Source organism: Micromonospora sp. NPDC048999 (assembly GCF_040649295.1).
Lineage (GTDB): Bacteria > Actinomycetota > Actinomycetes > Mycobacteriales > Micromonosporaceae > Micromonospora.
On record NZ_JBEZFI010000032.1, the window covers coordinates 17,923 to 40,982 of the forward strand.

Annotated in this window: 21 protein-coding genes and 1 pseudogene; 11 read left to right on the top strand and 11 right to left on the bottom strand. The window is 72.6% G+C overall.

Annotated elements, in window-relative coordinates; all coding sequences use genetic code 11:
- The first annotated feature begins 456 nt into the window (after positions 1 to 456).
- From AB0C02_RS25260 to AB0C02_RS25270, 3 genes are read left to right on the top strand one after another with little or no spacing between them, the layout of a single operon-like run.
- Positions 457 to 1,083, top strand: coding sequence for a GPP34 family phosphoprotein (locus tag AB0C02_RS25260; RefSeq protein ID WP_357551318.1), 627 nt, complete (start codon positions 457 to 459; stop codon positions 1,081 to 1,083).
- Between the two features lie 46 nt (positions 1,084 to 1,129).
- Positions 1,130 to 2,653, top strand: a complete 1,524-nt coding sequence (locus tag AB0C02_RS25265) for an APC family permease (protein WP_357551319.1) — start codon at positions 1,130 to 1,132, stop codon at positions 2,651 to 2,653.
- A complete protein-coding gene (locus AB0C02_RS25270; protein ID WP_357551321.1) occupies positions 2,650 to 3,240 on the top strand; it encodes a GNAT family N-acetyltransferase in 591 nt (196 codons plus the stop codon). The genes AB0C02_RS25265 and AB0C02_RS25270 overlap by 4 nt, the downstream gene beginning before the upstream one ends.
- Here the strand turns inward: AB0C02_RS25270 and AB0C02_RS25275 are convergent.
- Both AB0C02_RS25275 and AB0C02_RS25280 read right to left on the bottom strand, forming a co-directional pair.
- Positions 3,216 to 3,570 (bottom strand): annotated as a pseudogene (locus AB0C02_RS25275) (FtsK/SpoIIIE domain-containing protein); the annotation flags it as partial. The gene AB0C02_RS25270 and the pseudogene AB0C02_RS25275 sit on opposite strands and share 25 nt — an antisense overlap.
- A gap of 254 nt (positions 3,571 to 3,824) precedes the next feature.
- Positions 3,825 to 5,930 (bottom strand): cellulose binding domain-containing protein, encoded by a 2,106-nt coding sequence (locus AB0C02_RS25280; protein WP_357551426.1) that lies wholly within the window; start codon positions 5,928 to 5,930, stop codon positions 3,825 to 3,827.
- A 372-nt stretch (positions 5,931 to 6,302) separates the two neighbouring features.
- Between AB0C02_RS25280 and AB0C02_RS25285 the strand changes: the two genes are divergently transcribed.
- From AB0C02_RS25285 to AB0C02_RS25295, 3 genes are all read left to right on the top strand, one after another.
- Complete coding sequence (locus AB0C02_RS25285; protein ID WP_357551323.1) at positions 6,303 to 7,307, top strand: hypothetical protein; 1,005 nt, start codon at positions 6,303 to 6,305, stop codon at positions 7,305 to 7,307.
- An 8-nt stretch (positions 7,308 to 7,315) separates the two neighbouring features.
- Positions 7,316 to 8,314, top strand: a complete 999-nt coding sequence (locus AB0C02_RS25290) for a tyrosine-type recombinase/integrase (RefSeq protein ID WP_357551327.1) — start codon at positions 7,316 to 7,318, stop codon at positions 8,312 to 8,314.
- 295 nt (positions 8,315 to 8,609) lie between these two features.
- Positions 8,610 to 9,758 (top strand): divalent metal cation transporter, encoded by a 1,149-nt coding sequence (locus tag AB0C02_RS25295; RefSeq protein WP_357551329.1) that lies wholly within the window; start codon positions 8,610 to 8,612, stop codon positions 9,756 to 9,758.
- Positions 9,759 to 10,127: 369 nt separating this feature from the next.
- Here AB0C02_RS25295 and AB0C02_RS25300 read toward each other — a convergent pair whose 3' ends face one another.
- The 3 genes from AB0C02_RS25300 to AB0C02_RS25310 form a co-directional block, all read right to left on the bottom strand.
- The gene (locus AB0C02_RS25300) at positions 10,128 to 11,147 is read right to left on the bottom strand and encodes an alpha/beta fold hydrolase (protein ID WP_357551331.1); all 1,020 of its coding nucleotides are present in this window, start codon (positions 11,145 to 11,147) and stop codon (positions 10,128 to 10,130) included.
- Positions 11,148 to 11,150: 3 nt separating this feature from the next.
- A complete protein-coding gene (locus tag AB0C02_RS25305) occupies positions 11,151 to 12,098 on the bottom strand; it encodes a hypothetical protein (RefSeq protein ID WP_357551336.1) in 948 nt (315 codons plus the stop codon).
- Between the two features lie 110 nt (positions 12,099 to 12,208).
- Entirely contained in the window at positions 12,209 to 12,997 is a 789-nt protein-coding gene (locus AB0C02_RS25310; RefSeq protein ID WP_357551338.1) for an endonuclease/exonuclease/phosphatase family protein, read from the bottom strand.
- Between the two features lie 191 nt (positions 12,998 to 13,188).
- On the opposite strand from AB0C02_RS25310, the gene AB0C02_RS25315 reads away from it, so the two are divergent.
- Positions 13,189 to 13,947, top strand: coding sequence for a TSUP family transporter (locus AB0C02_RS25315; RefSeq protein ID WP_357551340.1), 759 nt, complete (start codon positions 13,189 to 13,191; stop codon positions 13,945 to 13,947).
- Between the two features lie 40 nt (positions 13,948 to 13,987).
- Here the strand turns inward: AB0C02_RS25315 and AB0C02_RS25320 are convergent, their stop codons facing one another.
- Positions 13,988 to 14,587: a malonic semialdehyde reductase gene (locus AB0C02_RS25320; protein ID WP_357551342.1), complete on the bottom strand. Its 600-nt coding sequence runs from the start codon at positions 14,585 to 14,587 to the stop codon at positions 13,988 to 13,990.
- Between the two features lie 95 nt (positions 14,588 to 14,682).
- Between AB0C02_RS25320 and AB0C02_RS25325 the strand changes: the two genes are divergently transcribed.
- Together AB0C02_RS25325 and AB0C02_RS25330 are read left to right on the top strand one after the other, a co-directional pair.
- Entirely contained in the window at positions 14,683 to 15,042 is a 360-nt protein-coding gene (locus AB0C02_RS25325) for a helix-turn-helix domain-containing protein (protein WP_357551343.1), read from the top strand.
- A gap of 24 nt (positions 15,043 to 15,066) precedes the next feature.
- A complete protein-coding gene (locus AB0C02_RS25330; RefSeq protein ID WP_357551346.1) occupies positions 15,067 to 15,840 on the top strand; it encodes a GNAT family N-acetyltransferase in 774 nt (257 codons plus the stop codon).
- Between the two features lie 22 nt (positions 15,841 to 15,862).
- Here the strand turns inward: AB0C02_RS25330 and def are convergent, their stop codons facing one another.
- Together def and AB0C02_RS25340 are read right to left on the bottom strand one after the other, a co-directional pair.
- Positions 15,863 to 16,372, bottom strand: coding sequence for a peptide deformylase (gene def, locus AB0C02_RS25335; RefSeq protein WP_357551350.1), 510 nt, complete (start codon positions 16,370 to 16,372; stop codon positions 15,863 to 15,865).
- 80 nt (positions 16,373 to 16,452) lie between these two features.
- Entirely contained in the window at positions 16,453 to 16,941 is a 489-nt protein-coding gene (locus tag AB0C02_RS25340; RefSeq protein ID WP_357551354.1) for a MarR family transcriptional regulator, read from the bottom strand.
- A 52-nt stretch (positions 16,942 to 16,993) separates the two neighbouring features.
- Between AB0C02_RS25340 and pip the strand changes: the two genes are divergently transcribed.
- A complete protein-coding gene (pip, locus tag AB0C02_RS25345) occupies positions 16,994 to 17,941 on the top strand; it encodes a prolyl aminopeptidase (protein WP_357551356.1) in 948 nt (315 codons plus the stop codon).
- A gap of 78 nt (positions 17,942 to 18,019) precedes the next feature.
- On the opposite strand, the gene AB0C02_RS25350 is transcribed toward pip, so the two are convergent.
- From AB0C02_RS25350 to AB0C02_RS25360, 3 genes are all read right to left on the bottom strand, one after another.
- Positions 18,020 to 20,557, bottom strand: coding sequence for an FtsX-like permease family protein (locus AB0C02_RS25350; protein WP_357551359.1), 2,538 nt, complete (start codon positions 20,555 to 20,557; stop codon positions 18,020 to 18,022).
- Positions 20,550 to 21,311 (bottom strand): ABC transporter ATP-binding protein, encoded by a 762-nt coding sequence (locus AB0C02_RS25355; protein ID WP_357551363.1) that lies wholly within the window; start codon positions 21,309 to 21,311, stop codon positions 20,550 to 20,552. Before AB0C02_RS25355 ends, AB0C02_RS25350 begins: the two co-directional genes overlap by 8 nt.
- Positions 21,312 to 21,524: 213 nt before the next feature.
- Positions 21,525 to 22,736, bottom strand: coding sequence for a chorismate-binding protein (locus tag AB0C02_RS25360; RefSeq protein ID WP_357551366.1), 1,212 nt, complete (start codon positions 22,734 to 22,736; stop codon positions 21,525 to 21,527).
- A gap of 123 nt (positions 22,737 to 22,859) precedes the next feature.
- Here AB0C02_RS25360 and AB0C02_RS25365 point away from each other — a divergent pair, with 123 nt between their 5' ends.
- Positions 22,860 to 23,060: a DUF5999 family protein gene (locus tag AB0C02_RS25365; RefSeq protein WP_089000314.1), complete on the top strand. Its 201-nt coding sequence runs from the start codon at positions 22,860 to 22,862 to the stop codon at positions 23,058 to 23,060.

A 23,060-nucleotide genomic window follows, 5' to 3' on the forward strand; every position in this document is an offset into this window, starting at 1 on the left:
ACCGTGTAGTCAGTCAGGATCGGCGGTCGTCGCAGCCCTTGGCGGTCTGGGCGAGGAAGACAAGTTCCTTCCGAACTGGTCAGGGGCCTGACGGACCTCAACGACGTTGAACCCGTGGTTGAGAAGACCAGGTTCAACCTCGTCACGCCCGCAGAAGCGCAGCGCCGAGGCAGATCGAAGGATCTCGTCTCCAACGGAGATCGAACCCTCGAACGTGACGAGGGGGAGTGTCACATCTGTCACGGTGCGTGCGACAACAGCAGCGCGCCCGTCCGGCAGGGTGATCGGGGCTCGTGCGACGTGGGGCTGGCGGTCACCCTCCGAGTCTGTCGCGGCAAGATTCGCAGGTCGCGCCGGTACGGAGTGCAACCATCGAGAGCGGGAGTTGCACCGCAGGAGCCTGAGGTGGATTCTCTTTGCGGTATCGATCGTTTGTGGACCAGCCAGGAGGCTCGTTTGCTCATCGCTGACGAGTTCTTTCTGGTGGCCCATAACGACGGCCGAGGCAAAGGCAAGCTGCACCCGACGGCCACCGGACTCGGGCTCCCAGCCGGCCTCCTCGGCGAGTTGCTTTTCTTCCGAGGGATCACCATCGAATCCGGACTGGTCACCGTGGTCGACCGCCGACCGCCGGACGACGCGCTCGCGCACCCCGTGCTGGACCAGTTGATCGGCAAGCCCCAGCACCGAGCGGTCCGCACCTGGCTCAGCTTCCTGGCTCAGACCGGGGTCAGCGCGGTCGGCGAGCAGCTGGCCCGCGCCGGCGTGCTGCGCCGCCAGGAGAACCGCCGGCTGCTGCGGACCAGCCTCAGCTACGTACCGGTCGACTCGAACACGGCGGCCTGGCCGGCGGCCCGGCTGTGGACGTTGCTGGAGCGCCCGGAGCCCATCGCCGCGCCGGACGCGCTGCTGCTCGGTCTGGCCGCCGCCACCGGGCTGGCCCGCGAGGTGTTGTTCGGCGCCGGACCGCAGGCCCACCATCGGCTGAGCGCGCTCATCCCGGCGCTGCCCGCGCCGCTGAAAGAACTGGTCGGGCACACCGAGGCCGCCGTCGGCGCCGCGGTGCTGCGCGGCATCCCCTGACCTCCGGGTCCCGCCCCCATCCCGCCCTCCCATCGGAGCAGCCCCCATGCCTCCTGCACCCACGGCCGAACGTCCGAGCAACGCCTCCGAGGCCCTGGCCCGCGGCCGGCTCGGCGTACCGTCGGTCATCTTCTTCGTCCTTTCCGCCGCCGCTCCGCTGACCGTGGTGGCCGGCCTGATCACCACGGGATACGCCGTCACCGGGGTCACCGGCATCCCGCTGGCGTTCCTGGCGGTCGCGGTGGTGCTCACCCTCTTCGCGGTCGGCTACGTGGCGATGGCCCGCCGGCTGACAAACGCCGGCGCGTTCTACGCGTACATCGCACGTGGGCTCGGCCGACCCGGTGGCGTCGGCGCGGCGTGGGTCGCGCTGATCGCGTACAACGCGCTGCAGGTCGGGCTCTACGGCGCGATCGGCGCCGCCGCCGAGCCGGTGCTGGACCGGCTCTTCGGCGGATCGCCCGCCTGGTGGGTGGTGGCCCTGGTGGCCTGGGCGCTGGTCGCGGTGCTGGGCGTGTTGCGGGTGGACGTGAACGCCCTGGTGCTCGCCGTGCTGCTGCTGGCCGAGATCACGGTGATCCTCGTCTTCGACCTGGGGCAGGTCACCCACCCGGCCGGCGGCTCGGTCAGCTTCGCCAACCTGTCGCCGGGCAACCTGCTGGTCCCGGGATTCGGCGCCGTCCTGGTGCTGGCCACGACCGGCTTCACCGGCTTCGAGTCCGCAGTGGTGTTCAGCGAGGAGAGCAAGGACCCGAGGCGGACCGTCCCGATGGCCACCTACCTGTCGGTGGCGATCATCGCCGGACTGTACGCCTTCTCGGCCTGGACGATGACCGTCGCCACCGGGCCGGACCGGATCATCGAGGAATCCCAGGAACAGAGCACCGGCCTGATCTTCAGTCTCGCCGGCGCGCACTTCGGCAACACCGCGGTGGCCATCGGCGAGGCGCTCTTCCTCACCTCGCTGCTGGCCGCGATGATCTCGTTCCACAACACCACCGCCCGGTACGCCTTCGCGCTCGGCCGGGAGCGGGTGCTGCCGGCGCTATTCGGGCGGACCTCGCCGCTCACCGGGGCGCCGCGGGTCGCCTCGCTGGCGCAGAGCGCCCTCGGCCTGGTCGTGATCGCCCTCTACGCGGTCGCGGGCTGGGACCCGCTGGTGCAGCTGTTCTTCTGGTGTGGCACCGGGGGCGGGTTCGGCGTGCTGCTGCTGATCACCGCCACCGCGGTGGCGGTGATCGCCTTCTTCGCCCGCACCCGTACCGAGGAGACGCTGTGGCGACGGGCGATCGCCCCCGCCCTCGCCGCGATCGCGCTGATCGCCGTCATCGTGGTCGCGGTGGACAACTTCGCCGTCCTGCTCGGAGTCGCCCCGGACTCGCCGCTGCGCTGGGTGATCCCGACGGTCTACCCGGTTGCGGCGCTCCTCGGGCTGCTCTGGGGGCTGGTGCTGCGCCGCTCACGGCCGGACGTGTACGCCCGGATCGGGCTGGGCGCCCAGAGCGCCGTCGTCGATCTGCCGCAGGACCCCGACGAGGTGGCCCCGGTTGGCGCGGAGGTGCCCCGATGACCAATGTGCCGGTCGAGCGGCTGGGCCCGGCGGACACCCGGGCGGTCGCCGAGCGGATCGCCCAGGCCTTCCGGTTCCTGGCCGTCACCCGGTGGCTCGTGCCGGACGAGGCGAAGCGGGAGGCGGTGCTCGCCGACAACTTCGAGATCCTGGTCGACCACGCGATGCGGCACGGGATCGTGCACGGCACCGCCGACCGGGCGGCGGTGGCGGTCTGGTTCCCGCAGGCCGGCGAGCCGGCCCCGCCGCCGGCCGACTACGACGCCCGGCTCGCCGCCGCCTGCGGCGAGTGGACGCCGCGGTTCCAGCACCTCGACGAGTTGTTCGAGGCACACCACCCGCACGTCGACCACCACCATCTGGCGTTCCTGGCGGTCGCGCCGGACCGCCAGGGACGGGGGCTGGGCACCGCGTTGCTGCGGCACCATCACGCCCTGCTCGACGCCGAGGGTGTGCCGGCGTACCTGGAGGCGAGCAGCGAACGCAGCCGCGACCTGTACGCCCGGCACGGCTACCGGGCCGCTGAGCCGTTCCGCATCCCCGACGGTGCCCCCTTCTATCCGATGTGGCGCGACCGGGACGGGTGAGCGGCCATGTCGTGGTACCGCATGTCCATCTCACGGACGACCCACTCGAGGGAGTCGGCGGCCATATTCGCGTTGGTGACGATCGGGGCGACCAGGTGCGGGATGCCCGCGTAGCCGGTGAGCTCAACCCGCTTCGGATCGATCAGCAGCAGCCGCACCTCGTCCGGCGTGGCCCGGGCCAGGATCGACACCAGCAGGCTATTCAGGAAGCTGCTGTTCCCGGCCCCCGGTTGCCCCTGCCACCAGCACGTGGGGCATCTTCGCAAGGTTGGCCGCCATGTAGCCGCCCTCGATGTCCTTGCCGAGGGCCACGACGAGCGGGTGCCGCTCCCGCCGCACCTTGGGGGAGCGCAGCACCCCCCTGACCTAAGCCGGCTCAAGATAGTGAGAATTTCGAAGCATCAACTCTTCTCGCTATCTTGAGCCGAGCGAGGATGGAAGTCTCAGGCGCCGGTACAGGACCGGCACTTGCACACGTCGTCCTGCCGGCACTCCGGCTCGGCCTGGTCGCAGCGCCTCATCGCGCGCGCCGAGCCGAGCCGGAACGATGGCGCCGGTCCGGGCAAGGGCTGACAGTGGTGATCTCACATGGTGGTGCAGAGGGTGCCGTTGAGGGTGAACGCGGTGGGCAGGACGTTCGGCCCGCTGTACGCGCCGACGAAGCCGACGCTGGTGCTACCCCCACCACCGGCGATCTGCCGGCTGTCGTTGTTGCTGGTGACCCTCACCGTGTTGCCGACCTGTTCCCAGTTGGCGCTCCAGCCGCCGCTCACTTCCTGCCAGGTGGTCGGCCAGGTCCAGGTGAGCGTCCAGCCGTTGATGGGGTTTGCCCCATTGTTGATGATGTCGACGGCGCCGATGTAGCCGTTGCCCCAGTCCGTGCTGTTGGTGAAGCGGACGCCGCACGTGCTCGCGGCCGGGCTGCCCGTGGCGAAGGTGAGCGGCGGGGAAGCCCAGGAGACCCGGCCCGCGGTGTCCCGGGTCAACACGTTCACCGTGTACCTGCTGCCAGAGTTGAGGTTGCCGACCGTGAACGTGGTGCCGGTCGTCTCGCCGAGCTGCTCGCTGATCGCCCCGTTCTGCCGGTACACCTCGTACTTGGCGATCGGGCTGCCGCCCGCAGCGGCCGCCGGCCAGGAGATGGTCGCCCGCCGATCGGTCACGCCGCTCGCGGTGGGCTGGCCCGGCGCACCAGGCTGACCGGTCACCGCGCCGGCCGGGCGCACCACGAGCGTGGTCAGCGAGTACGGCGGCAGGGTACGGCTGGTCGCGGTGCCGTTCTGGCCGGTGGCGATGGAGGTGGCGCCGTTGGTGTGCGTGTAGACCGTCGGCGCAGCGGTCGACGGGGTGAACCCGGCGTAGTCGATGGTGACCGGATACGCGTTGTTCGGGTCCTTGTTCACCAGCAGCACCGCGAGCTCCCCGTTGCCCCGCCGGACGGCGTGCGCGGTGACCAGCGGCTGGTCGGTGCCGGCGCGGATGAACTGGTCACCGGCCCGGGCGAAGACGTTCATCATGGACAGCCCGTGGTACGGCGCGAACGGCGTGTTCAACGGCGGTTCACAGACCGTCCCGTCCGAGGTGCAGCCGCCGCTGGAGAGCAGGCCGAAGTCGTCGTAGTCGGTCTGTCCCGCCACGGTCGACACCGTGCCGATGCCGTTGTGCACGTTCCACCAGTGGACCGTGAAGGCCCCGTTCTCCAGCAGCCCACTGTACGCGTCGGCCAGGAACAACGCGCCTGGCTGGGTGGTTCGGCCGGCGTCGACGTTCAACTCGGTGAAGCTGATGCCGATTCGCGCCGCGTTCGCCCCGGCGTACCGGTTGAGCTGCTGCCGGAGCAGGTACATCGCGTCGCTGATGTGGCTGGTCCGGGCCAGCGACTCGGCGGCGCTGCCACCCGGGTACCAGTGCACGTCGACAAAGTCGATCTTCGGGCCGGCGAGGGAGAGGACCGTCTGGTTCCACGGGCCCGGATCGCTGCCGGCGGTCAGCCCGTCCGGCCAGTTCGCCGGCATGGTCAGCACCGCGCCGACCTTGATGGTGGGGTCGACCGCCTTCATCGCGTCGGCATACTCCACGACCAGCTTCGCGTACTGGGTCGCGCTCTTGTCGGGGTGGTTGTCAGCCTCCCAGTCCGAGCCGTAGTGGCCGTTGCCGTAGTTCTCGTTGCCGACCGTCCAGTACTTGGCGCCGTAGCGCTTGGTCAGGTTGGCGTACCGCACCCACTCCGCGGCCTCGGCCGGAGTTCCGGTGCCGTAATTCGCGATGATCATCGGCTGGGCGCCGACCCGGCGCACCGCCGCCATGAAGGTGTCGAAGTCGGTGCCGGGGGCGACGTACCCGCCGGGCGCGGTGTGGTCCCGCCAGTGGTAGATGTCGGCGTACGAGCCGCCCGGGTACCGCATCATCTGGACGCCGGCGGCCCGCAACAGGTCCGACGTCGCAGTGCTGCCGAGCTGCTGGTCCCAGATGGCGTGGTTGACGCCGAGCGCGGTGCCCGGCATGGTCGCCAGCCCGGCCCGCGCGTTCACGGTCACGGTCGCCGTGGTGGTCGCCGCGCCGGCACTCGGCGGGTGGATCCCGGACAGCGCGCCGGTGGCGAGCAGCAGGCTCGCCGCGAGCGACGTCCAGCGACGTCGTCCGGGCCGGGCACGACGCGCCGGCCCGGCGCCCCCTCGATATTCGTACATGCTGGGGTTTCTCATGACTGTTCCTTCACGACAGAGATTCGCCCAGCCGGTGACGGGTAGTTCGCGACGACGCGGCGGGCGGACCAGGGACGGACTTCTCCTGTGCTTGTCGCCGTCCACCGGAATTGGTTCCCGGTTGCCCCATTGGACGGCGGTCAGCCCCGCGCGCGGCATGTCATCGACGCACAACAATCCCACGGGACTCCCGGAGATCTCAAGCACGCCGGAGTGATTCCAGATTCGATAATGTACATTATGTCAAGTGACGAGAGGTGAGCCCTCTCTTTGCCGGGCAGCGGGCAGCAGATCGGATGATCATCCGCGGGCCGGTCGGTCGTACCGTGCCCGCCGACGCGCCCGTACCGTCGCCGGGTGGACAGACGCGCGGTCATCGTGGCGGGGCTCGGGGTCTTCGGCGCCGAGCTGATCATCAGCATCTGGTATCCGGTGCCGATCTACATCGCCTGCGCCGCGAGCGGGCTGATCCTGCTCGTCGCGGCCCTGATCCCGGTCTGGTGGCGCAGCAGACGGCCCTGGGCGACGTTTCTGGTCGACGAGCGCGACGGCAGCTTCCGCACCCCGATGTACGCCAGCAATGTCCTTCTCGGCCTGTCCTGCCTGCAGTTGGCCGGGCTTAGCCTGGCCTTCAGTCGCGAGGCATGGGTCGGTCTTGCCGCTGGGCTGCTGCTCAGTGGCATCCTCGCCGGGATGTGGCGGGCGCTGTGGCGGGGCGCCGGGTTGACCTTGCGGCCCACCGGGATCGAGGCCGACAAGATGGCCGGCGTTCTGCTCATCCCCTGGGAAGCGGTCGCACCGGAGCGGCCGGTCCGCGGCGACGAGTTGTGGAAGCTCAAGCTGCCCTACGCCCGGCCGGAGCTGGTCACCTCGACCGGATGGACACTGGAGCGCGACGAGGTCGTCTTCGAGGACGGGAATCCGGACTTCGTGGCCACGGTGATCGCCACGTACGCCGCCGAGCCGGACCGCCGGCACGCGATCGGCACCCGCGCCGAGCTCGAGCGCCTGCAGGCGGGCGTACCCGCGCAGCGGCGACCCCGGGCCCGGGAGCTCGTCAAACCGGCGCCGACCGGCACGACCGTCCGACGGGTGATCGTGGGGCTGGCCCTGATCGCCGGCAGCACGGCCGTCGAGGCGACCGTTACGGACCGGCAAAGCTGGCCGTATCTATTGGCCCGCCTGTTCGGCGGGATCGGAGCGGGCCAGATCTACTGGGCGGTCGCCGGATGGCGGGCGGGCCGTCGGGCTCGGCGGGCCGCAGCCGAGCCCGCGCCAGGACCGACCACTGGACACGACGGTGGATCGCCGCCCCCCGCTCCCCTCAGCCCGGCCGGCCCGAACACGAAAAATCATGCATAATATGACTTATGCATGACGAACCGGACGAGTTGGTAGGGCGGTTGATCGACGAGTTCCTGACCGCCCGGGCCACTCGCAAGCCCTCCCCCCACACCCTCGCGGCGTACCGGCGGGACCTGCTCACGGTCGCCCAGCTCGTGGCCGAGGACGCCGCCCCTCCCCTCCCCCTCGACGAACTGGTGATCACCGCCCTCTCCCCCCGGGTCATGCGGGCGGCGTTCGCCCGGTTCGCCGCCCCGCGCGCCGCCGCCTCCGTCCACCGCGCCTGGTCCACCTGGAACAGCTACTTCACGTTCCTGGTCGCCGAGGGTGTCGTACCGGGGAATCCGATGCCGGCGGTGGGACGGCCCCGCGCGCCGCTCCCCCAGCCCAAGCCGCTGCGCGGCGAGGACACCCCGGAGGAGTTGCTGGCCGCGGTCGCCCGCGCGGAGGGCCGGCAGCGCGACCCGTGGCCGGAGCGCGACCTGGCGGTGCTGGCGCTGGCTCTCTGCGCGGGGCTGCGCCTGTCCGAGTTGCTGGCGCTGCGGGTGGCATCGCTGGCCGGGCGCGACGGTGAGCGGCGGGTGGACGTGGCCGGCAAGGGTGGGCGGCCGCGGACGGTGCCGATCGAGGCGGGGGTGGACCGGGTGCTGCTGGGCTACCTCGACAGCCGTCGTCGCCGGTTCGGGGCGCGCAGCGTGCGGCCGGCCTCGCCGTTGCTGGTGGACCGGCGGGGTGAGCCGCTGCGCCGGGGTGGACTGCAGTATCTGGTGGAGTCCTGCTACCGGCGGGCGGGCATCGGTGACCGGGTGCCGCGCGGGGCGCGGCTGCACGCGTTGCGGCACACGTTCGCGACCCGGTTGGCCGAGGACGGGGCGAACGCGGCGGAGATCATGCGGTTGCTGGGGCATGCGTCGTTGGCGTCGTCGCAGACGTACATCGAGGTGACGGCGGGTCAGCAGCGGGCGGCGGTGCGGTCGAATCGAACGAATCGGGCGTTGGCGGAGTTGGTGGGGCCGGCTCGTTGACGAGGTGATGCTTTCCGGAACCCGCTCCTCGGCCGTCGGCGCACTGTCACACTCTGACAGTGCGCGATCACTGACGGTTTCGAGGATCGGGCAGCGGCCGGTGGCGATTGGTCCGGCCGTCTTGTCGGGCTGTGCCGGGGTGGCGCTGTGGACTGGGATCGCGGTGGGTGAGCGACGGCTGTCGCGGGCTGGTCGCGGGCGCGGGGCGCAGCCGTCGGCGGGCTCCGGCCGGTTGGGGTTCCGGTCGCTCGGTACGGGACTGGTGTCGGGGGCTGCCGACACCGATCCGACGACGGTGGCGACGTTGGTCGTGGTCGGGGCGAGCACGATGTTCGGGCTGGCGTGGCTGACCTTGTTGATAATGCCGGCGCTGGTGGTGGTGCAGGTTCTCGCCACGCGGGTGGGCGTGTTGTCCGGGCGTGACCTTCAGCGGGCGGTGCATGACGGGTACGGCCGCCTGGTGAGTGCCCTGTTGCTGGTCTCCATTCTGGCGGTCAACGTGGTGACGATCGCCGCGGATGTGGCTGCCGGGGCGACGGCGATCGGGCTGCTGATCGGGAGTCAGTCGCGTTGGCTGATTCCCGCTTTCGCCGCCGGGGTGCTCGTTCTGCTACTGCTCGGCAAGTACGACGAGGTCGAGCGGGTGTTGAAGGTGGTGATGCTGGGGCTGCTGGCGTACGGGGCGGCGGCGGTGCTGGCGCGGCCGGACTGGCGGGCGGTGGCGTGGGGCAGCCTGGTTCCGCGGGTGCCGTTGACTCGGGAGCACGTGGCCGGCATGTTGGCGATCCTGGGCACCACGCTGACCAGCTACATGTATGTGTGGCAGACGGTGGGGCAGGTCGAGGATCGGTGTTCCCGGCAGCATCTCCGGTTCCGCCAGTTCGACGCGGTGGTGGGCGCTGGTCTGGCCGCGGTGGTCTTCTGGTGCATCCTGGTGGCCAGCGGTGCGACCCTCGGCGAGCATCATCAGCAGGTCGAGACGGCTGAGCAGGCCGCGCAGGCGCTTCGGCCGTTGGCGGGGCCGTTGGCGGGTGCGATGTTCGCCGGCGGGTTGCTGGCCTCCGCGGTCATCGCCGTGCCGGTGATCGCGGCCAGCGGCGGGTACGTGACCGCCAGCGCTTTTGGTTGGCCGCGTGGGCTGAGCCGTACGCCTCGCCGGGCGCCCCGCTTCTACGCGGTGATCGTGGCGCAGACGCTGGCCGGCGTCGCGCTGGCCCTGACGGGTATCGGTCCGATCCGTCTGCTGTTTCTGGCGAGTCTGATCGGTGGTATCGCGACTCCACTGGGGCTGGTCCTGTTGGTGCTGGCGGCGGGGAATCCCGGGCTGGTCGGCCCGGCCCGGCTTCATGTCGGTCTCAAGGTGGGGGGCTGGGTGGTCGCCGTGGTGGTCGCCGCGATCAGCGTGATTTTCCTGGCTCAGCAGGCGCATCTGCTTCCGGGTTGAGGGCAGCGCCAAGGAATCGGGGCGGCGCGAATCGTGCTGGCCGGTACGCCCGAACGCGGGTCGGGTTGGCGGTGACGTTCGACGAGGCGGTGCGGGTGGCGCGTACCCGGTTTCCGTTCGGCGCGGACATCACGCCGGCGGGGCGGCCGGTGGTGGACGGTAGCGCGGAGCTGGTCGGGGTGGGTGCGCACCGGGAGGCGATGTTTTGGATCGTGGCGTCGTACGCGCGGTGTCACGCGATCCTGGCGGCGGACGCCCCGGGGCGGGAGCGGGTGTTGCGGCCGGTGTTCGAGGCGGCGGTGGCGCATCTGGGGGTGGGGTCGGCGGTGGACCGTCGCGCGGCGGGCGTCCGGGTTGGGCTGAGCTGGGTCAGTGGAGGGGGCGGCCGAGCCAGGTGGAGAGCCAGTCGAAGGCGGGGGCTTCGGCGGCTTCCCAGACGGCCATGCTGTGGCCGCCCCCGTCGGCGTAGTTGGTGGTGACGGTCAGTGGCGGGTGGGCGAGGTGGGCGAGGGTCTCGGCGTCGTGGTGGGCTTTGTGGTCGGCGCGGCCGCTGGCGAGGTAGAGGGCGATGGCGGGTTGGGGCAGGTGGCGTAGTCGCCAGGTGTCGTCGTTGAGGGTGTGTTCGGTGCCGTCGCCGATGGTGATGCCGGGGGTGGCGTAGCCGGAGAGGCTGGCGGCGGTGGCGTACTTGTCGGGGTGGCGTAGGGCGAGGTTGGTGGCGCAGTAGCCGCCGGCGGAGTAGCCGATCAGTCCCCAGCCGGCGCGGTCGGCGCGTATGCGTAGGTGGGTCTGGGCGGCGGCGGGGACGTCGACGGTGAGGAAGGTTTCGGTCCTGGGGCCGCCGGTGAGGTCGGTGCATTCGGTGTCGAGCAGCGGGTTGGGGGTTTGTGGGGGGAACAGTACGACGGTGGGGGCCATCCGGCCGGCGGTGATTTCCTGGTCGAGGTGGCGGGTGGCGGCGAGCCGGTTGAGCCAGCCGGAGGGTGAGCCGGGGAAGCCGTGCAGCGCTTCGATGACGGGGAAGCGTGCGGTGGGCTGGTCTCGGTAGGCGGCGGGTAGGTAGGCGTGGATGGGCAGGGTGAGGCCGCTGGCAGTGCCGGGGACGGTGAGGGTGACGAGTTGTCCGTCGGTGTGGCCGGTGGCGGGGGTCGGGTCGGCGCCGGTCTTCTGGCCAGCGAGGGCGGACCAGGTCGGGAAGGTGTCGATCTGGTGGTTGATCCACAGGCCGGTGGCGGCCAGGGCGGTGGTGAGGCAGCAGACGGTGGTGGCGGCGCGCAGGGCGGCGCGGCGTAGGCCGGTGGCGCGGTCCCAGGTGGCGCAGAGCAGTACGGCGGCGAGGGCGGCGGCGGTGGTGGCGGACAGGGCGGTGGCGAGGCTGTCGGGGGCCATTGGTCAGCGTCCGGGGGGGATGGTGTGGGACGGGTGGCGGGGGGTGTGGCGCGGCGGCGCGGGGATCAGCTGGGCGGGTGCGCTGAGCGGCGCGGGTGTCTGCTGGCAGGCCCAGGTCAGGGCGGCGGTGAGTCGGTCGTCGGGTGGGGCGTCGAGGTGGGTGGCCGGGTCGCCGGGTCGGGTGGGTCCGCCGGTGACGGCGACGGTTTCGGTGGTGGGCAGGTCGGCGGGTGCGTCGGTGGCGGGATCGTCCGTGTCGTTGATCAGGACGAGGGTGGGATAGCGGGTGGGTGTGGCGCGGATGGCGGCCAGGGCGAGCGGGGTGAGGTGGTCGCTGGCGACGAGCGCCCAGCTGTGGGTGGTGACGCGCAGGTCGCGGGTGAGGCCGGTGGGCAGGGTGTCGGTGAGGATGTCGGGGGTGGCGGTGGGGCGCAGGTGGGTGAAGACGAGGATGGCGGGTCCGGCGTGCTCCTCGGCGGCGTGGGCGGCGTTGTTCTCCTGGGCGGGGGTGGCCGGGTCGGCGAGGACGACCACGGGGTAGCGCCAGGTGGGGTGTTGCGGGTAGTCGGCGGGGACGACGACCGTGGGGGCGGCGGTGACGGGCCAGCTGGTCCAGCGGGGTGGGTGCCAGGTGAAGCTGACGGGGGCGCCGGCGGTGTGGGCGGCGCGGCTGCTGATGAAGCGGTCGAGGTGGCCGGGGTGGGCGGGGCCGGTGTCGTGGCGGATGGTGTCGCCGGGCAGCAGGTCCGCCCAGGTGGGGTAGAAGCCGGCGGCCCGGTTGACGGCGAGGCCGGCGGTGAGCAGGGCGAGGGTTTCGGTGAGCAGGACGGCGGCGGCCCGGGTGAGCGGCGCCCAGCGGCGGTGGCGGCGCCAGGTGCGGGCGGTGGCCACGACCGCGGCGACCGCGGTGGCGGCGGCCAGCAGCAGCAGCGGCAGGCCGGTCAGCGACATGGCCCTCCCCTCGTTGCCTCATCGCACCATGGGTGGCCGGTGGCCGGGGTGTTTTCCGGGCCGTCGCGCCTGCGTGGCGGGGCATTGACGGTATGTGTGGTGGCTGAGGGTCAGTTGGAAGGGGCCAGGTCGACGATGAGGGGCCGGTGGTCGGAGATGGTCGACAGCGGCGTGTCGACGTGGGTGACGGGTGGCAGCCGGTTGAGGCCGTGCCGGTCGGCGAGGATGTGGTCGAGTTGGACGCGGGGTTGCCCGGCCGGGTAGGTGGGGCGTCGGCCCAGCGGCCGCCAGCGGGACAGCAGGGCGGCGGGCCCGGCGGGCAGGTTGAGGTCGCCGAGGAGGATCCGCGGGGCGGGCAGGGTGCGCAGGGCGCGTACGACGCGGCGTAGTTGCAGGATGTTCCAGCCGGGGACGAAGGACAGGTGGGTGGCGGCGACGGTCAGCGGCCCGTGTGGGGTGTCCAGGACGGCGGCGAGGACGACGCGGGGTTCGTCGCGTAGCAGCACCAGTCCCCCGTCGGGGCCGGGGATGTAGACCGGGGAGCGTATCGGGGCGGGGCGTAGTCGGGTGACCTGCCAGGAGCGGACGGGGTGGCGGCTGATCAGGCCGATGCCGTAGCGGGGTTGGTCGTGGCCGTCGTCGTCGTGGGTGAGGGGGCGGAGCTGTTCGCCGGGGGTGCCGATGACGGCGGCGGCGAAGCGGTGTTCGGGGGCGTGCAGGGCGCGGGCGGCGATGGCGGTGAGGTCGAGGTTGCCGCTGCGGGACTGTTCGTGGTCGACCTCCTGTAGGGCGAGGATGTCGGCGTCGAGTGCGGTGACGGCGGCGGTGAGCCGGTGGGGGTCGACGAGCCCGTCGGTGAGGGACCGGCCGTGCAGCAGGTTGAAGGTGACCAGGCGCACGAGTTCACCCTACGTGGGCGTGGCAGGCTGGCCGGGTGCTGAAGGCGTTGGTTTGTTCGGTGCTGGTGTTCGTGGCGGTGGCCCCGGTGGGGTTGTGGTTGCGGCGGCGCCGGGGGCGGTGAGTCTGGCCACAGCGGGGCTGTTCGGGGCGGTGCCGGTGGGAAGAATGGCCGCCTGTGGATCTTGTGTCGTTGACGACGCTGTTGGGTGCGGCCGCGATGGCGGGCTGGGTGGACGCGGTGGTGGGCGGCGGGGGCCTGTTGTTGTTGCCGGCGCTGTTGGTGGCGGCGCCGGGGGTGCCGGTGGCCACCGCGTTGGGTACGAACAAGTTGGCGGCGATCTTCGGCACGTCGACGGCGGCGGTGACGTACGCGCGGCGTACGAAGCTGGACTGGGCGGTGGCGGGGCCGGCGGCGGGGCTGGCGGTGCTGACGGCGGGGCTGGGTGCGGCTTTGGCGGGGGCGGTGCCGGCGGGGGCCTACCGGCCGGTGGTGCTGGTGGTGCTGGTGGGGGTGGCGGTGTTCGTGTTGACCCGGCCGCGGCTGGGGGTGGTGTCGCAGCCGCAGCGGCGTACGCCGGCGCGGGTGGTGGTGGCCGTGGCGGTGGCCGGCTTGGGTATCGCCCTGTATGACGGGTTGATCGGGCCGGGTACGGGCACGTTCCTGGTGTTGGCGTTCACCGCGCTGATCGGCGCGGACTTCGTGCAGGGTTCGGCGATGGCGAAGGTGGTCAACGCGGGTACGAACCTGGGGGCGCTGGTGGTGTTCGCGGCGACGGGGCACGTGTGGTGGCTGCTGGGGGCGGCGATGGCGGTGTGCAATGTCGCGGGTGCGGCGTTGGGTGCGCGGATGGCGTTGCGTCGCGGTGCGGGTTTCGTGCGGGTGGTGCTGCTGGTCGTGGTGGTGGCGTTGGTGGGCAAGTTGGGTTACGACCAGTGGGTGGCCGGTTGACCGGCCCGGGGTGTGGCCGGGCCGGTCGGCCGGGTTGTGCTCAGGCGTGCCGGACGACGTCGTCGTAGTCGAGGCGGGGCAGGCGCGGGAACCAGGCGTCCGGCCCGGGCTTGCCGAGGTTGACCACGAGCAGGGATCGCCAGTTGCTGTCGGCGAAGAATTCCTTGTCGAGGCCGGCGGCGTCGAAGCCGGCCATCGGTCCGGCGGCCAGGCCGGCGGCGCGGACGGCGAGCAGCCAGTAGGCGATTTGCAGGGTGGCGTTGAAGCGGGCCATCTGTTCGCGGCCGGCGGGGTCGTCGGCGAGGGCGTCGCGCATCTGCGGGCGGATCGGGAAGACCCGTGGGATGAGTTCGTGGAAGTCGGTGTCGGCGGCGAGGACGGCGACGAGGGGCGCGGCGGCGGTCTTGGCGCGGTTGCCGTCGTTCATGTGGGTGAGCAGCCGCTGGCGGGGTTCGCCGTCGCGGACGTAGAGCACCCGCAGGGGCTGGATGTTGGCGGCGGTGGGTGGGTACTTGGCGAGTTCGTGGATGGCGTGCAGTTGCTCGTCGGTGACCGGTTCGTCGGTGAAGGTGTTGGCGGTGCGGGCGTCGGTGAACAGCAGGGCCTGCGCGTCGGGGTGCAGGGTCATCAGGTGGTTCATGTGGTTCCTCGCTCTTGGCTAACTGCTACTCAGATGGCAGCAGCTAGCTTTTTAGTAGTGCCTCGGCTGTCAGGGTAGCCCCGTATCCTGAAGGGGTGACAGTCAGGCCGGAAGTGAGCCGTACCCCACGGTCCTGCGACGGGGGCCTCGCCCGGGCCTTCGCGTTCCTCGGCAAGCGGTGGAACGGCATGCTGCTGGGCACCCTCGCCAACGGTCCGGCCGGCTTCGCCGAGCTGGGCCGGGCGCTGCCGGGCATCAGCGAGTCGGTGCTGTCCGACCGGCTCGGCGAGCTGTGCCGGGTGGGCCTGGTCTCCCGCACGGTGCGGGAGGGGCCGCCACTGGGAGTCAGCTACCAGCTCACCGACCGGGGCTCCGCGCTGCTGCCGGCCCTGGACGCACTCGCCCGGTGGGCGCACGACCACCTGCCCGAGGCGGGGCGCGCCGGCGGCTGCTGACCACCGGCGTGTGATCATCGACGGATGCCCGTCCGCGCCGAACACGACCGAACCGTCCTGGCGCAGCTGCTGCGCCGGGACCCGCTGCTGCACGCGTACCAGCTGGGCGACCTGGACGACTTCTTCTGGCCGTACACCTCGTGGTACCGCCGCGGCGACCAGGTGGCGTTGCTGTTCCACGGTGTCGAGCTGCCGACCCTGCTCGCGTTGACCGCGCCGGAGCGGACCGGGGAGCTGGCGGAGCTGCTGGAGGAACTCGCGCCGGTGCTGCCGGCCCGGCTGTGGGCGCACCTGTCGCCCGGCCTGGACGTGACCGTGGCCCGCTGGTACGAGGTGTCCGACGCCGCCGGGTACCACCGGATGGCGCTGACCGACCCGGACCGGCTGGCCCGGGTCACCCCCGCCGGGGAGGTGCTCGACCGCGCCGACCTGCCGGCGCTGCTCGACCTGTACGCGGTCGCGTACCCGGGCAACTGGTTCGAACCGCGGATGCTGGACAGCGGCCCGTACGTGGGGATCCGGGACGGCGGCGACCTCGTCGCGGTGGCCGGGGTGCACGTCTGGTCCCCCACCTGGCGGGTGGCCGCGGTGGGCAACGTCGCCACCCATCCCCGGGTCCGAGGCCGGGGATGGGCCGGCGCCGCCGTGGCCGCGGTGTGCGCCCGGTTGCGCGCCGACGTCGACCACGTGACGCTCAACGTCCGGGCGGACAACACCGCCGCCGTGCGCCTCTACGAGCGGCTCGGATTCACCCGGGTCGCCGATTTCACCGAGTGCGCGTTGCGCCGTCGTACGTGACGCGCCCGCCGGTCGGGCGGGGTCACAGCCCCCGGCGGGGCGAGTCGAACCGGCCGGCGCGGATCTCCCGCAGCGCCCGGCGGCGGGTGTCGCCGCGCAGCGTGTCGACGTACAGGCGGCCGTGCAGGTGGTCGGTCTCGTGTTGCAGGGCCCGGGCCAGGAAACCGCTGCCGGAGATGGTCAGCGGCTCGCCGTGCTGATCGAGGCCGCGTGCGGTGGCGTGCATCGCCCGGGCCGTCGGGAAGTACAGGCCGGGGATGGACAGGCAACCCTCGTCGTCGTCCTGGAGTTCCTCGGACAACTCCAGCGTCGGGTTGATCAGGTGTCCGCGGTGGCCGTCGGCGTCGTAGACGAACACCTGCGCGCTCACCCCGATCTGCGGGGCCGCCACGCCCGCCCGGCCGGGCTCGCCGAGCAGCGTGTCCATCAGATCCTGCACGAGCGCGCGCAGGTCGGCGTCGAAGCTGGTCACCGGCTCGCAGGCGGTACGCAGCACGGGGTCGCCAATGATCCGGATCGGGCGCATAGTCATGCCCGGAAGGCTATCCGGACGTTACCCGCGGCGGCGTGCGCACCCGCGGGAGCCCGCGGGGCTGGCCGATGCGCGGCGGGTCAGGGCGCGCTGGTGGGGGCCAGGCCGGTGTCGGCGATCCGGTCGCGCAACGAGCGGCGGCGCAGCGCCGCGAGGACCGCGTACAGCTCGTCCGCGAGGGGTACGGGCAGTTCGGCGTCGAGTTGCCGCACGGCGCTGGTGGTGGCGGCCCATTCGGCCTCGATGACCGGCAGCAGCGCCCGGGCCCGGTCGGTGAGGGCGACGATGCGCTGCCGGGCGTCGGCGCCGGGGGTGAGGGTGATCAGGCCGGCGTGGCTCATCTGGGCGACGGTCTGGCTGGCGGCGGAGTGGGTGACACCGACCCGGGCGGCGAGGTCGCGGATGGGCAGCGGCCCGTCGGCGACCAGCACCCGCACCAGCGGTGAGTACCGGGGTCGGTAGTCGGCCAGGTCGAGGTCGGTGTAGACGGCGGCGACGTCGCCGTCGAGCAGTTCCAGGACGTGGCGCAGCAGGGTGCCCAGCGCCTCGCGGTCGGGGGTGGCGGTCACGTCCGCTAATGTAACAGCGCTGTTGGATCTGGCGTGTGGGAGGGAACCGGCGATGTATCCACCGATCGAGCCGTACGCGCACGGCCTGCTCGACGTCGGCGACGGCCAGCGGGTGTACTGGGAGACCTGCGGCAACCCCGACGGCCGGCCCGCCCTGGTGGTGCACGGCGGCCCCGGCTCCGGCGCCACCGCGTCCTGGCGGCGGCTGTTCGACCCGGCCGCCTACCGGATCGTCCTGTTCGACCAGCGCGGCTGCGAACGCAGCACCCCGCACGCCGGCGATCCGGCGGTGGACCTGTCGGTCAACACCACCGGGCACCTGCTGGCCGACATGGAACGGCTGCGCGCGCACCTGGACATCGACCGGTGGCTGCTGTGCGGGGCCTCCTGGGGCTCCTCGCTGTCCCTGGCGTACGCCCAGCGGCACCCGGAGCGGGTCACCGCGCTGGTGCTGTTCAGCGTGGTCGCCAACACCCGCCGGGAGATCGACTGGGTGACCCGGGACATGGGGCGGATCTTCCCCGCCGAGTGGGCCCGGTTCCGTGACGGCGTACCTGAGGCCGACCGGGACGGCGACCTGTCCACCGCGTACGCCCGGCTGGTCAACGACCCGGACCCGGCGGTGCGGGAGCGGGCCGAGCGGGACTGGTGCGACTGGGAGGATGTGCACGTCAGCCTCGCCGGCGGTGGTACACCCAGCCCCCGCTACGCCGACCCGATGTTCCGGGCCGCGTTCGTCCGGCTGGTCACCCACTACTGGAGCAACCTGGGTTTCCTGCCCGACGGGCAACTGCTGCGCGACGCCGGGAAGCTCGCCGGCATCCCGGGCGTGCTGGTGCAGGGCCGCCTCGACGTCAGCGGCCCGCCCGACATCGCCTGGCAGCTCACCCAGGCCTGGCCGCAGGCCCGGCTGGAGATCGTCGAGTCCGGCGGCCACGGCAGCGGCCACGGCGTGGGCGAGCGGGTGGTCGCCGCGCTCGACGAGTTCGCCCGGGCCTGAGAGGGGGCCGGCCGGCCGCGGGCGGCGCAACGACGCCGGGGGCGGTGCGTGCCGCACCGCCCCCGATCCGCCCGCCCGTCAGCCGGCGGCCACCGCCCGCAGCACGTCGACCCGGCTGGCCCGCCGGGCCGGCCCGACGGCGGCCAGAACACCGACCATCGTCGCGACGACCAGGTAGAGCGCCAGCGTCGCGACCGGCACGGTCACCGTGGTGATGCCCTCGTCGGTCAGCGACCGGGCCAGCGCCACCCCGGCGCCGGTGCCCAACGCCACGCCGGCGAGGGCGCCGAGCAGCGCCATGAGCACCGACTCGCGTCGGATGATGCCGCGGACCTGCCGGCGCGTCGCGCCGACCGCCCGCATCAGGCCCAGTTCCCGGGTCCGTTCCACCACCGACAGCATGAGGGTGTTGACGATGCCGAGCACGGCCACCACGACCGCCAGCAGCAGCAGCGCGGTCACCAGGCCCAGCAGCTGGTCCACGGAGGCCTGCGCGTCCTTGGTCAGCTCGGCCGGGTCGCTCACCTTGACGTTCGGGTAGGCGGCCAGCGCCTCGGTCACCGCGGTCTTGGCCGCCGCACGGTCGGCGCCCGCCGCGTGCGTGACCAGGATCGACTGGTCGAGCCGGGACGTGACGTTGCTGGCGAAGTCGGCAAGGGTGATGAGGTAACCGGTGCCGATGAGCGACTCGCGCTCGAACACGGCGGCCACCCGCAGCGTCCGGGGCCCCGTCTCCGGGAAGGTCACGGTCACCTGGTCGCCGACCTTCGCCCCCAGCACCTTCGCCTGCCTGCTCGACAGCAGCACCGTCCCGTCGCGGAAGTCGGCCAACGCCCCGGAGCGGATGTCCAGGTCAGCCACCTGGGACAGCCCGGCGGTGTCCAGGCCGGCGACATACCCGTTCTGGCCGTTCACCCGGGCGGCGCCGAAGCGCATCTCGACCACCGTGGCGCCGCTGTCGCGCTCGCGCAGCACGTCGGCGACGGACGCGCTGATCCCGCTGCCGGCACCCGCCGGCGCCAGGATCAGGTCGGCGCGGTTGCCGCCGGTCACCGCGTCGGCGACCGACGTCTTGACCGACGACGCGGCGACCGACACCGCGCAGACGACCGCGAGCCCGATGGTCAGCGCCAGCGCCGTCGCGGCGGCCCGCTTGGGCGCCCGCCCCACGTTGCGGGCGGCCAACCGCCAGCCGCCGCCCGGCCGGCCCCGGTCGGCCAGCCACGCCATGCCGCGGGCCAGCACCGGCCCGGCCGTCACCAGGCCCGCGAAGGCAGCCAGGGCGCTCAGCCCGGCCAGCGCCGGCTGGTTGCCGACCACCGCGGCGGTGACCAGCCCGGCGGCGCCGGCCAGCAGCAGCACCGAACCGACGACGCGTCGAGGCGCGCCGATGCGGCCGGTCGCCGGGGTCGCCTGCCGCAGCGCCTCGATCGGGGCCACCCGGGTGGCGCCCCACGCGGGGACCACGGCCGCCACGACGGTGACGCCGACGCCGACGACGAGGGCCGCCACGACGGTACGCGGCGCCACCACGGCCGTGGTGGTGGGCACCTCGACGCCGATCGCCTTCAACAGGCCTCGGATGCCGACGGCCAGCCCGACGCCGGCGCCCACGCCGAGCGCCGCCGACGCCAGCCCGATGACGACGGCCTCGGTGACGATGCCGCGCAGGACCTGCCCGGCGGTGGCGCCGACCGCGCGCAGCAGCGCGACCTCGCGTCGGCGCTGGGCGACCAGCACGTTGAAGGTGTTCCAGATGACGAACGAGCCGACCAGCAGGGACACCCCGGCGAACGCCAACAGGATCGTGGTGAAGATCCCGAGACCGTCGCGGACCGCCTTCGAACTCTCGTCGGCCGCCTCCTGGGAGGTGATCGCCTCGGTGTCGTCCGGGAGGATCTCGGCGATCCGCTCACGCAGCTGCGCCGGGGTCACCCCGGCCGCGGCGCGCACGGAGATCTCGTCGACCTTGCCGGCCTTGCCCAGCAACTGCTGCGCGGTGTGCGTCTCGAAGGCGGCCAGGGTGGCGCCGGCGAGGCTGTCGGTCTCGCCGAAGCCCACGATGCCGACCACGGTGAACTCACCGGTGCCGTCCTGGAAGACGACCTTGAGCCGATCGCCTACCTGGTAGCCGGCCTTGCCGGCGGTGGCCGCGTCGATCGCCACCTCGTCAGGGCGGGTCGGCGCGCCGCCCTGCCGGAAGCTGAAGTTCCCGGCCAGGTTGCGGTCGGTGGCCATGCTCCCGCCCAGCGTCGGCGCTCCGCCCGGCTGGATCGGCTCGCCCTGCTTGTCGAGCATGAGCGCGAACCCGGTCACCCCGCCCTCGGCGGACTCCACACCGGGCACCTGGCGCACCCGCTCGACGAGACTCTCGTCCAGCGGCCGGGCCTGGCCCTGGGTGCTGATGTCGGTGTAGGCGGCCGTGGCGCGGACCGTGACGTCGGTGCCCTTGGCCAGGCCGGCGTAGAGCTGGTCGAACGCCTTGCCCATGGTGTCGGACAGCACGAAGGTGCCGGAGACGAACGCCACGCCGAGGGTGACGGCCGCGATCGTGAGCACCAGGCGCAGCTTGTGCGTGAGCAGACTGCGCAGGGAGATCTTCAGCACCTCAGTCACCCAGCCGCTTCATCGTCTCCAGGACGCTGTCGCGGGTCGGCGAGGTCATCTCGTCGACGATCCGGCCGTCGGCGAGGAAGATGACCCGGTCGGCGTACGCGGCGGCGATCGGGTCGTGGGTGACCATGACCACCGTCTGGCCGAGATCGTCCACCGCGGAGCGCAGGAAGCCCAGCAGCTCGGCGCTGGTACGCGAGTCGAGCGCGCCGGTGGGCTCGTCACCGAAGACGACGTCGGGCTTGGACACCAGGGCCCGGGCGACGGCGACCCGCTGCTGCTGCCCGCCGGACAGCTGCGACGGGCGGTGCCCGAGCCGGTCGCCGAGCGCGAGGGTCGTCACGACGGTGTCGAACCACTCCGGGTCGACCTTGCGCCCGGCCAGGTCGGCCGGCAGGGTGATGTTCTCCGTGGCGGTGAGCGTCGGCAGGAGGTTGAAGGCCTGGAAGACGAAGCCGAGCCGGTCCCGGCGCAGCAGCGTCAGCTGCTTGTCGGAGAGGGTGGCCAGGTCGGTGTCACCGACGTACACCCGACCGGAGGTCAGGGTGTCCAGGCCGGCGAGGCAGTGCAGCAGGGTGGACTTGCCGGACCCGGACGGGCCCATGATCGCGGTGAACGCGCCGGTGGCGAACTCGACGGTGACGTCGTCGAGCGCCACCACCGAGGCGCCCTCGCTGCCGTATTCCTTGCGCGCCACCTCGGCGCGGGCGGCGGCGACGCGCGTCACGGCCCCGGCGGCCAGATCGATGCTGGTCATCGTTATATGGTCTCTCTCTTTGATCATCCTGGGTGCGCGTCGTTCGGCGCCTGGGCGCAGCCCGGACAACGGCGCTCACCAAACGCCGGAACGGTATGGTGAGCGCCGTTCACCCGTCAAAGGCATCGGCGCGGCTCAGTTCCACGCCTTCCCGCGATTCCGCAGCTCAAGCGCCCGGTTCGCGCCGCAGGGGGCCGCGGGTTGTTGCCGGGCTCACCCTGCGGGCACACCCGCGCCGGTGGCCAGCAGCGCGCGCACCGGGGCGGCCTTCGCCGCCGCCTCGGCCACCTCGGCCGCCGGGTCGCTGTCCCAGGTGATGCCGCCACCGGCCCACAGGTGCAGCCGCTGCGCGTCCGCCGCGGCGGTGCGGATGGTCAGGCCCAGGTCGACCCGGCCGGGCCCGACCCAGCCCAACGCGCCCATGCCGGCGCCCCGGCCGACCGGTTCCAGGGCCGCGATCCGCTCCAGCGCGGCGAGCTTGGGCGCGCCGGTCACCGACCCGCCGGGGCAGACCGCCCGCAGCAGCGCCGCCAGGCCCAGCCCGGGCGCGGGCGCCGCCGACACGGTCGACTCCGCCTGCCACAGGTCGCACCACCGGCGTACGGCGAACAGCTCGTCCACCCGCACCGAGCCGGTGCGGGCCACCCGCGCCAGGTCGTTGCGTTCCAGGTCGACGATCATCACGTGCTCGGCGCGTTCCTTGGCCGAGGCGAGCAGTTCCCGCCGGCCGGCGGGGGTGGCCGGCCGGGTGCCCTTGATGGGCCGGCTGACCAGGCGACCGCGGTGCAGGGCGATCAGCGTCTCCGGCGAGGCGCAGCCGATCGCCCAACCCGCGCCGCTCAGGGTGCCGCCGTAACGGGCGCCGGGCAGGGCGGCCAGCCGGGCCAGAGCCGGCCGCGGGTCCCCGGCGTACGGGGCGGCGGCGTGGCCTACCAGGTTGACCTGGTAGACGTCGCCGCGGCCGATGGCGGCGCGCACCGCCGCCACGGCGTCGGCGTGCTGGGCGGGGGTCCAGCTGTCCCGCCAGTCCCCCAGCCGCCAGCCGCCCGCGGCCGGGTGCTCGGGTGCGGACGGCCGGTCGGCGTGACCGTAGACGACCACCACCAGGTCGGGCAGCGCCGGGACCGGGGTGGGTGCGCCGGGTGGGCCGCCGATGGCGTGCGCGCCGCCGGCGGCGGACAGGTACAGGGCGGCGCCGCAGACGCCGTACGGGTCGTGGGCGTCCGGGCGGGCCAGGTCGTCCAGGGCGATCCCGTGGGCGGTGAGGAACTCCTGCGCGATCGTGGCCGGGTCGCCGCCGTCGGCGGGCCGCCACTGCAGGCGCGCCCGTTCCACGAGCCGTTCCCGGCAGCCGGCGGGGACGCCGGGCACGTCGATCACCCTCTGTGGGAGCGCTTCCACGCCGTCTGGCCCATCCTCGCTCATCCGTTCGGCCGATTTAAGGTGAACAAGACGGAAGCCTGCTCGATAGCGCGCGCTTCCGCTTGGTACTGTGCGTCACTGGTCATGTGAACCATGCCACAGCGCCCCCCAAGCCCGGAGAACCCGATGTGCCAGCACCAACCCACCTGCCCCTCCGCTGAGGCGACCGACCGGGAAGCCGCCCGCGTCCTCGCCTGCTTCCCTGAGCAGGGCTGGAGCCTGCTCTGCAACGGCGTCATCGTCTTCGAGGACACCGGCGAACTACTCCCCGACGGCAGCAGCATCGCCCCGCACCGCGGGCCCGCCCGCCACGCCCTCGTCGCCTGA

Bases quoted from the DNA above. Each gene is read 5' to 3' on its own strand.
- AB0C02_RS25265 (WP_357551319.1), top strand. From the start codon at position 1,130: ATGCCTCCTGCACCCACGGCCGAACGTCCGAGCAACGCCTCCGAGGCC.
- AB0C02_RS25365 (WP_089000314.1), top strand. From the start codon at position 22,860: ATGTGCCAGCACCAACCCACCTGCCCCTCCGCTGAGGCGACCGACCGG.
- AB0C02_RS25300 (WP_357551331.1), bottom strand. From the start codon at position 11,147: ATGGCCCCCGACAGCCTCGCCACCGCCCTGTCCGCCACCACCGCCGCC.
- AB0C02_RS25270 (WP_357551321.1), top strand. From the start codon at position 2,650: ATGACCAATGTGCCGGTCGAGCGGCTGGGCCCGGCGGACACCCGGGCG.
- pip (WP_357551356.1), top strand. From the start codon at position 16,994: ATGTATCCACCGATCGAGCCGTACGCGCACGGCCTGCTCGACGTCGGC.
- def (WP_357551350.1), bottom strand. From the start codon at position 16,372: ATGACTATGCGCCCGATCCGGATCATTGGCGACCCCGTGCTGCGTACC.
- AB0C02_RS25320 (WP_357551342.1), bottom strand. From the start codon at position 14,587: ATGAACCACCTGATGACCCTGCACCCCGACGCGCAGGCCCTGCTGTTC.
- AB0C02_RS25330 (WP_357551346.1), top strand. From the start codon at position 15,067: ATGCCCGTCCGCGCCGAACACGACCGAACCGTCCTGGCGCAGCTGCTG.
- AB0C02_RS25290 (WP_357551327.1), top strand. From the start codon at position 7,316: ATGCATGACGAACCGGACGAGTTGGTAGGGCGGTTGATCGACGAGTTC.
- AB0C02_RS25355 (WP_357551363.1), bottom strand. From the start codon at position 21,311: ATGACCAGCATCGATCTGGCCGCCGGGGCCGTGACGCGCGTCGCCGCC.
- AB0C02_RS25305 (WP_357551336.1), bottom strand. From the start codon at position 12,098: ATGTCGCTGACCGGCCTGCCGCTGCTGCTGCTGGCCGCCGCCACCGCG.
- AB0C02_RS25360 (WP_357551366.1), bottom strand. From the start codon at position 22,736: ATGAGCGAGGATGGGCCAGACGGCGTGGAAGCGCTCCCACAGAGGGTG.
- AB0C02_RS25280 (WP_357551426.1), bottom strand. From the start codon at position 5,930: ATGTACGAATATCGAGGGGGCGCCGGGCCGGCGCGTCGTGCCCGGCCC.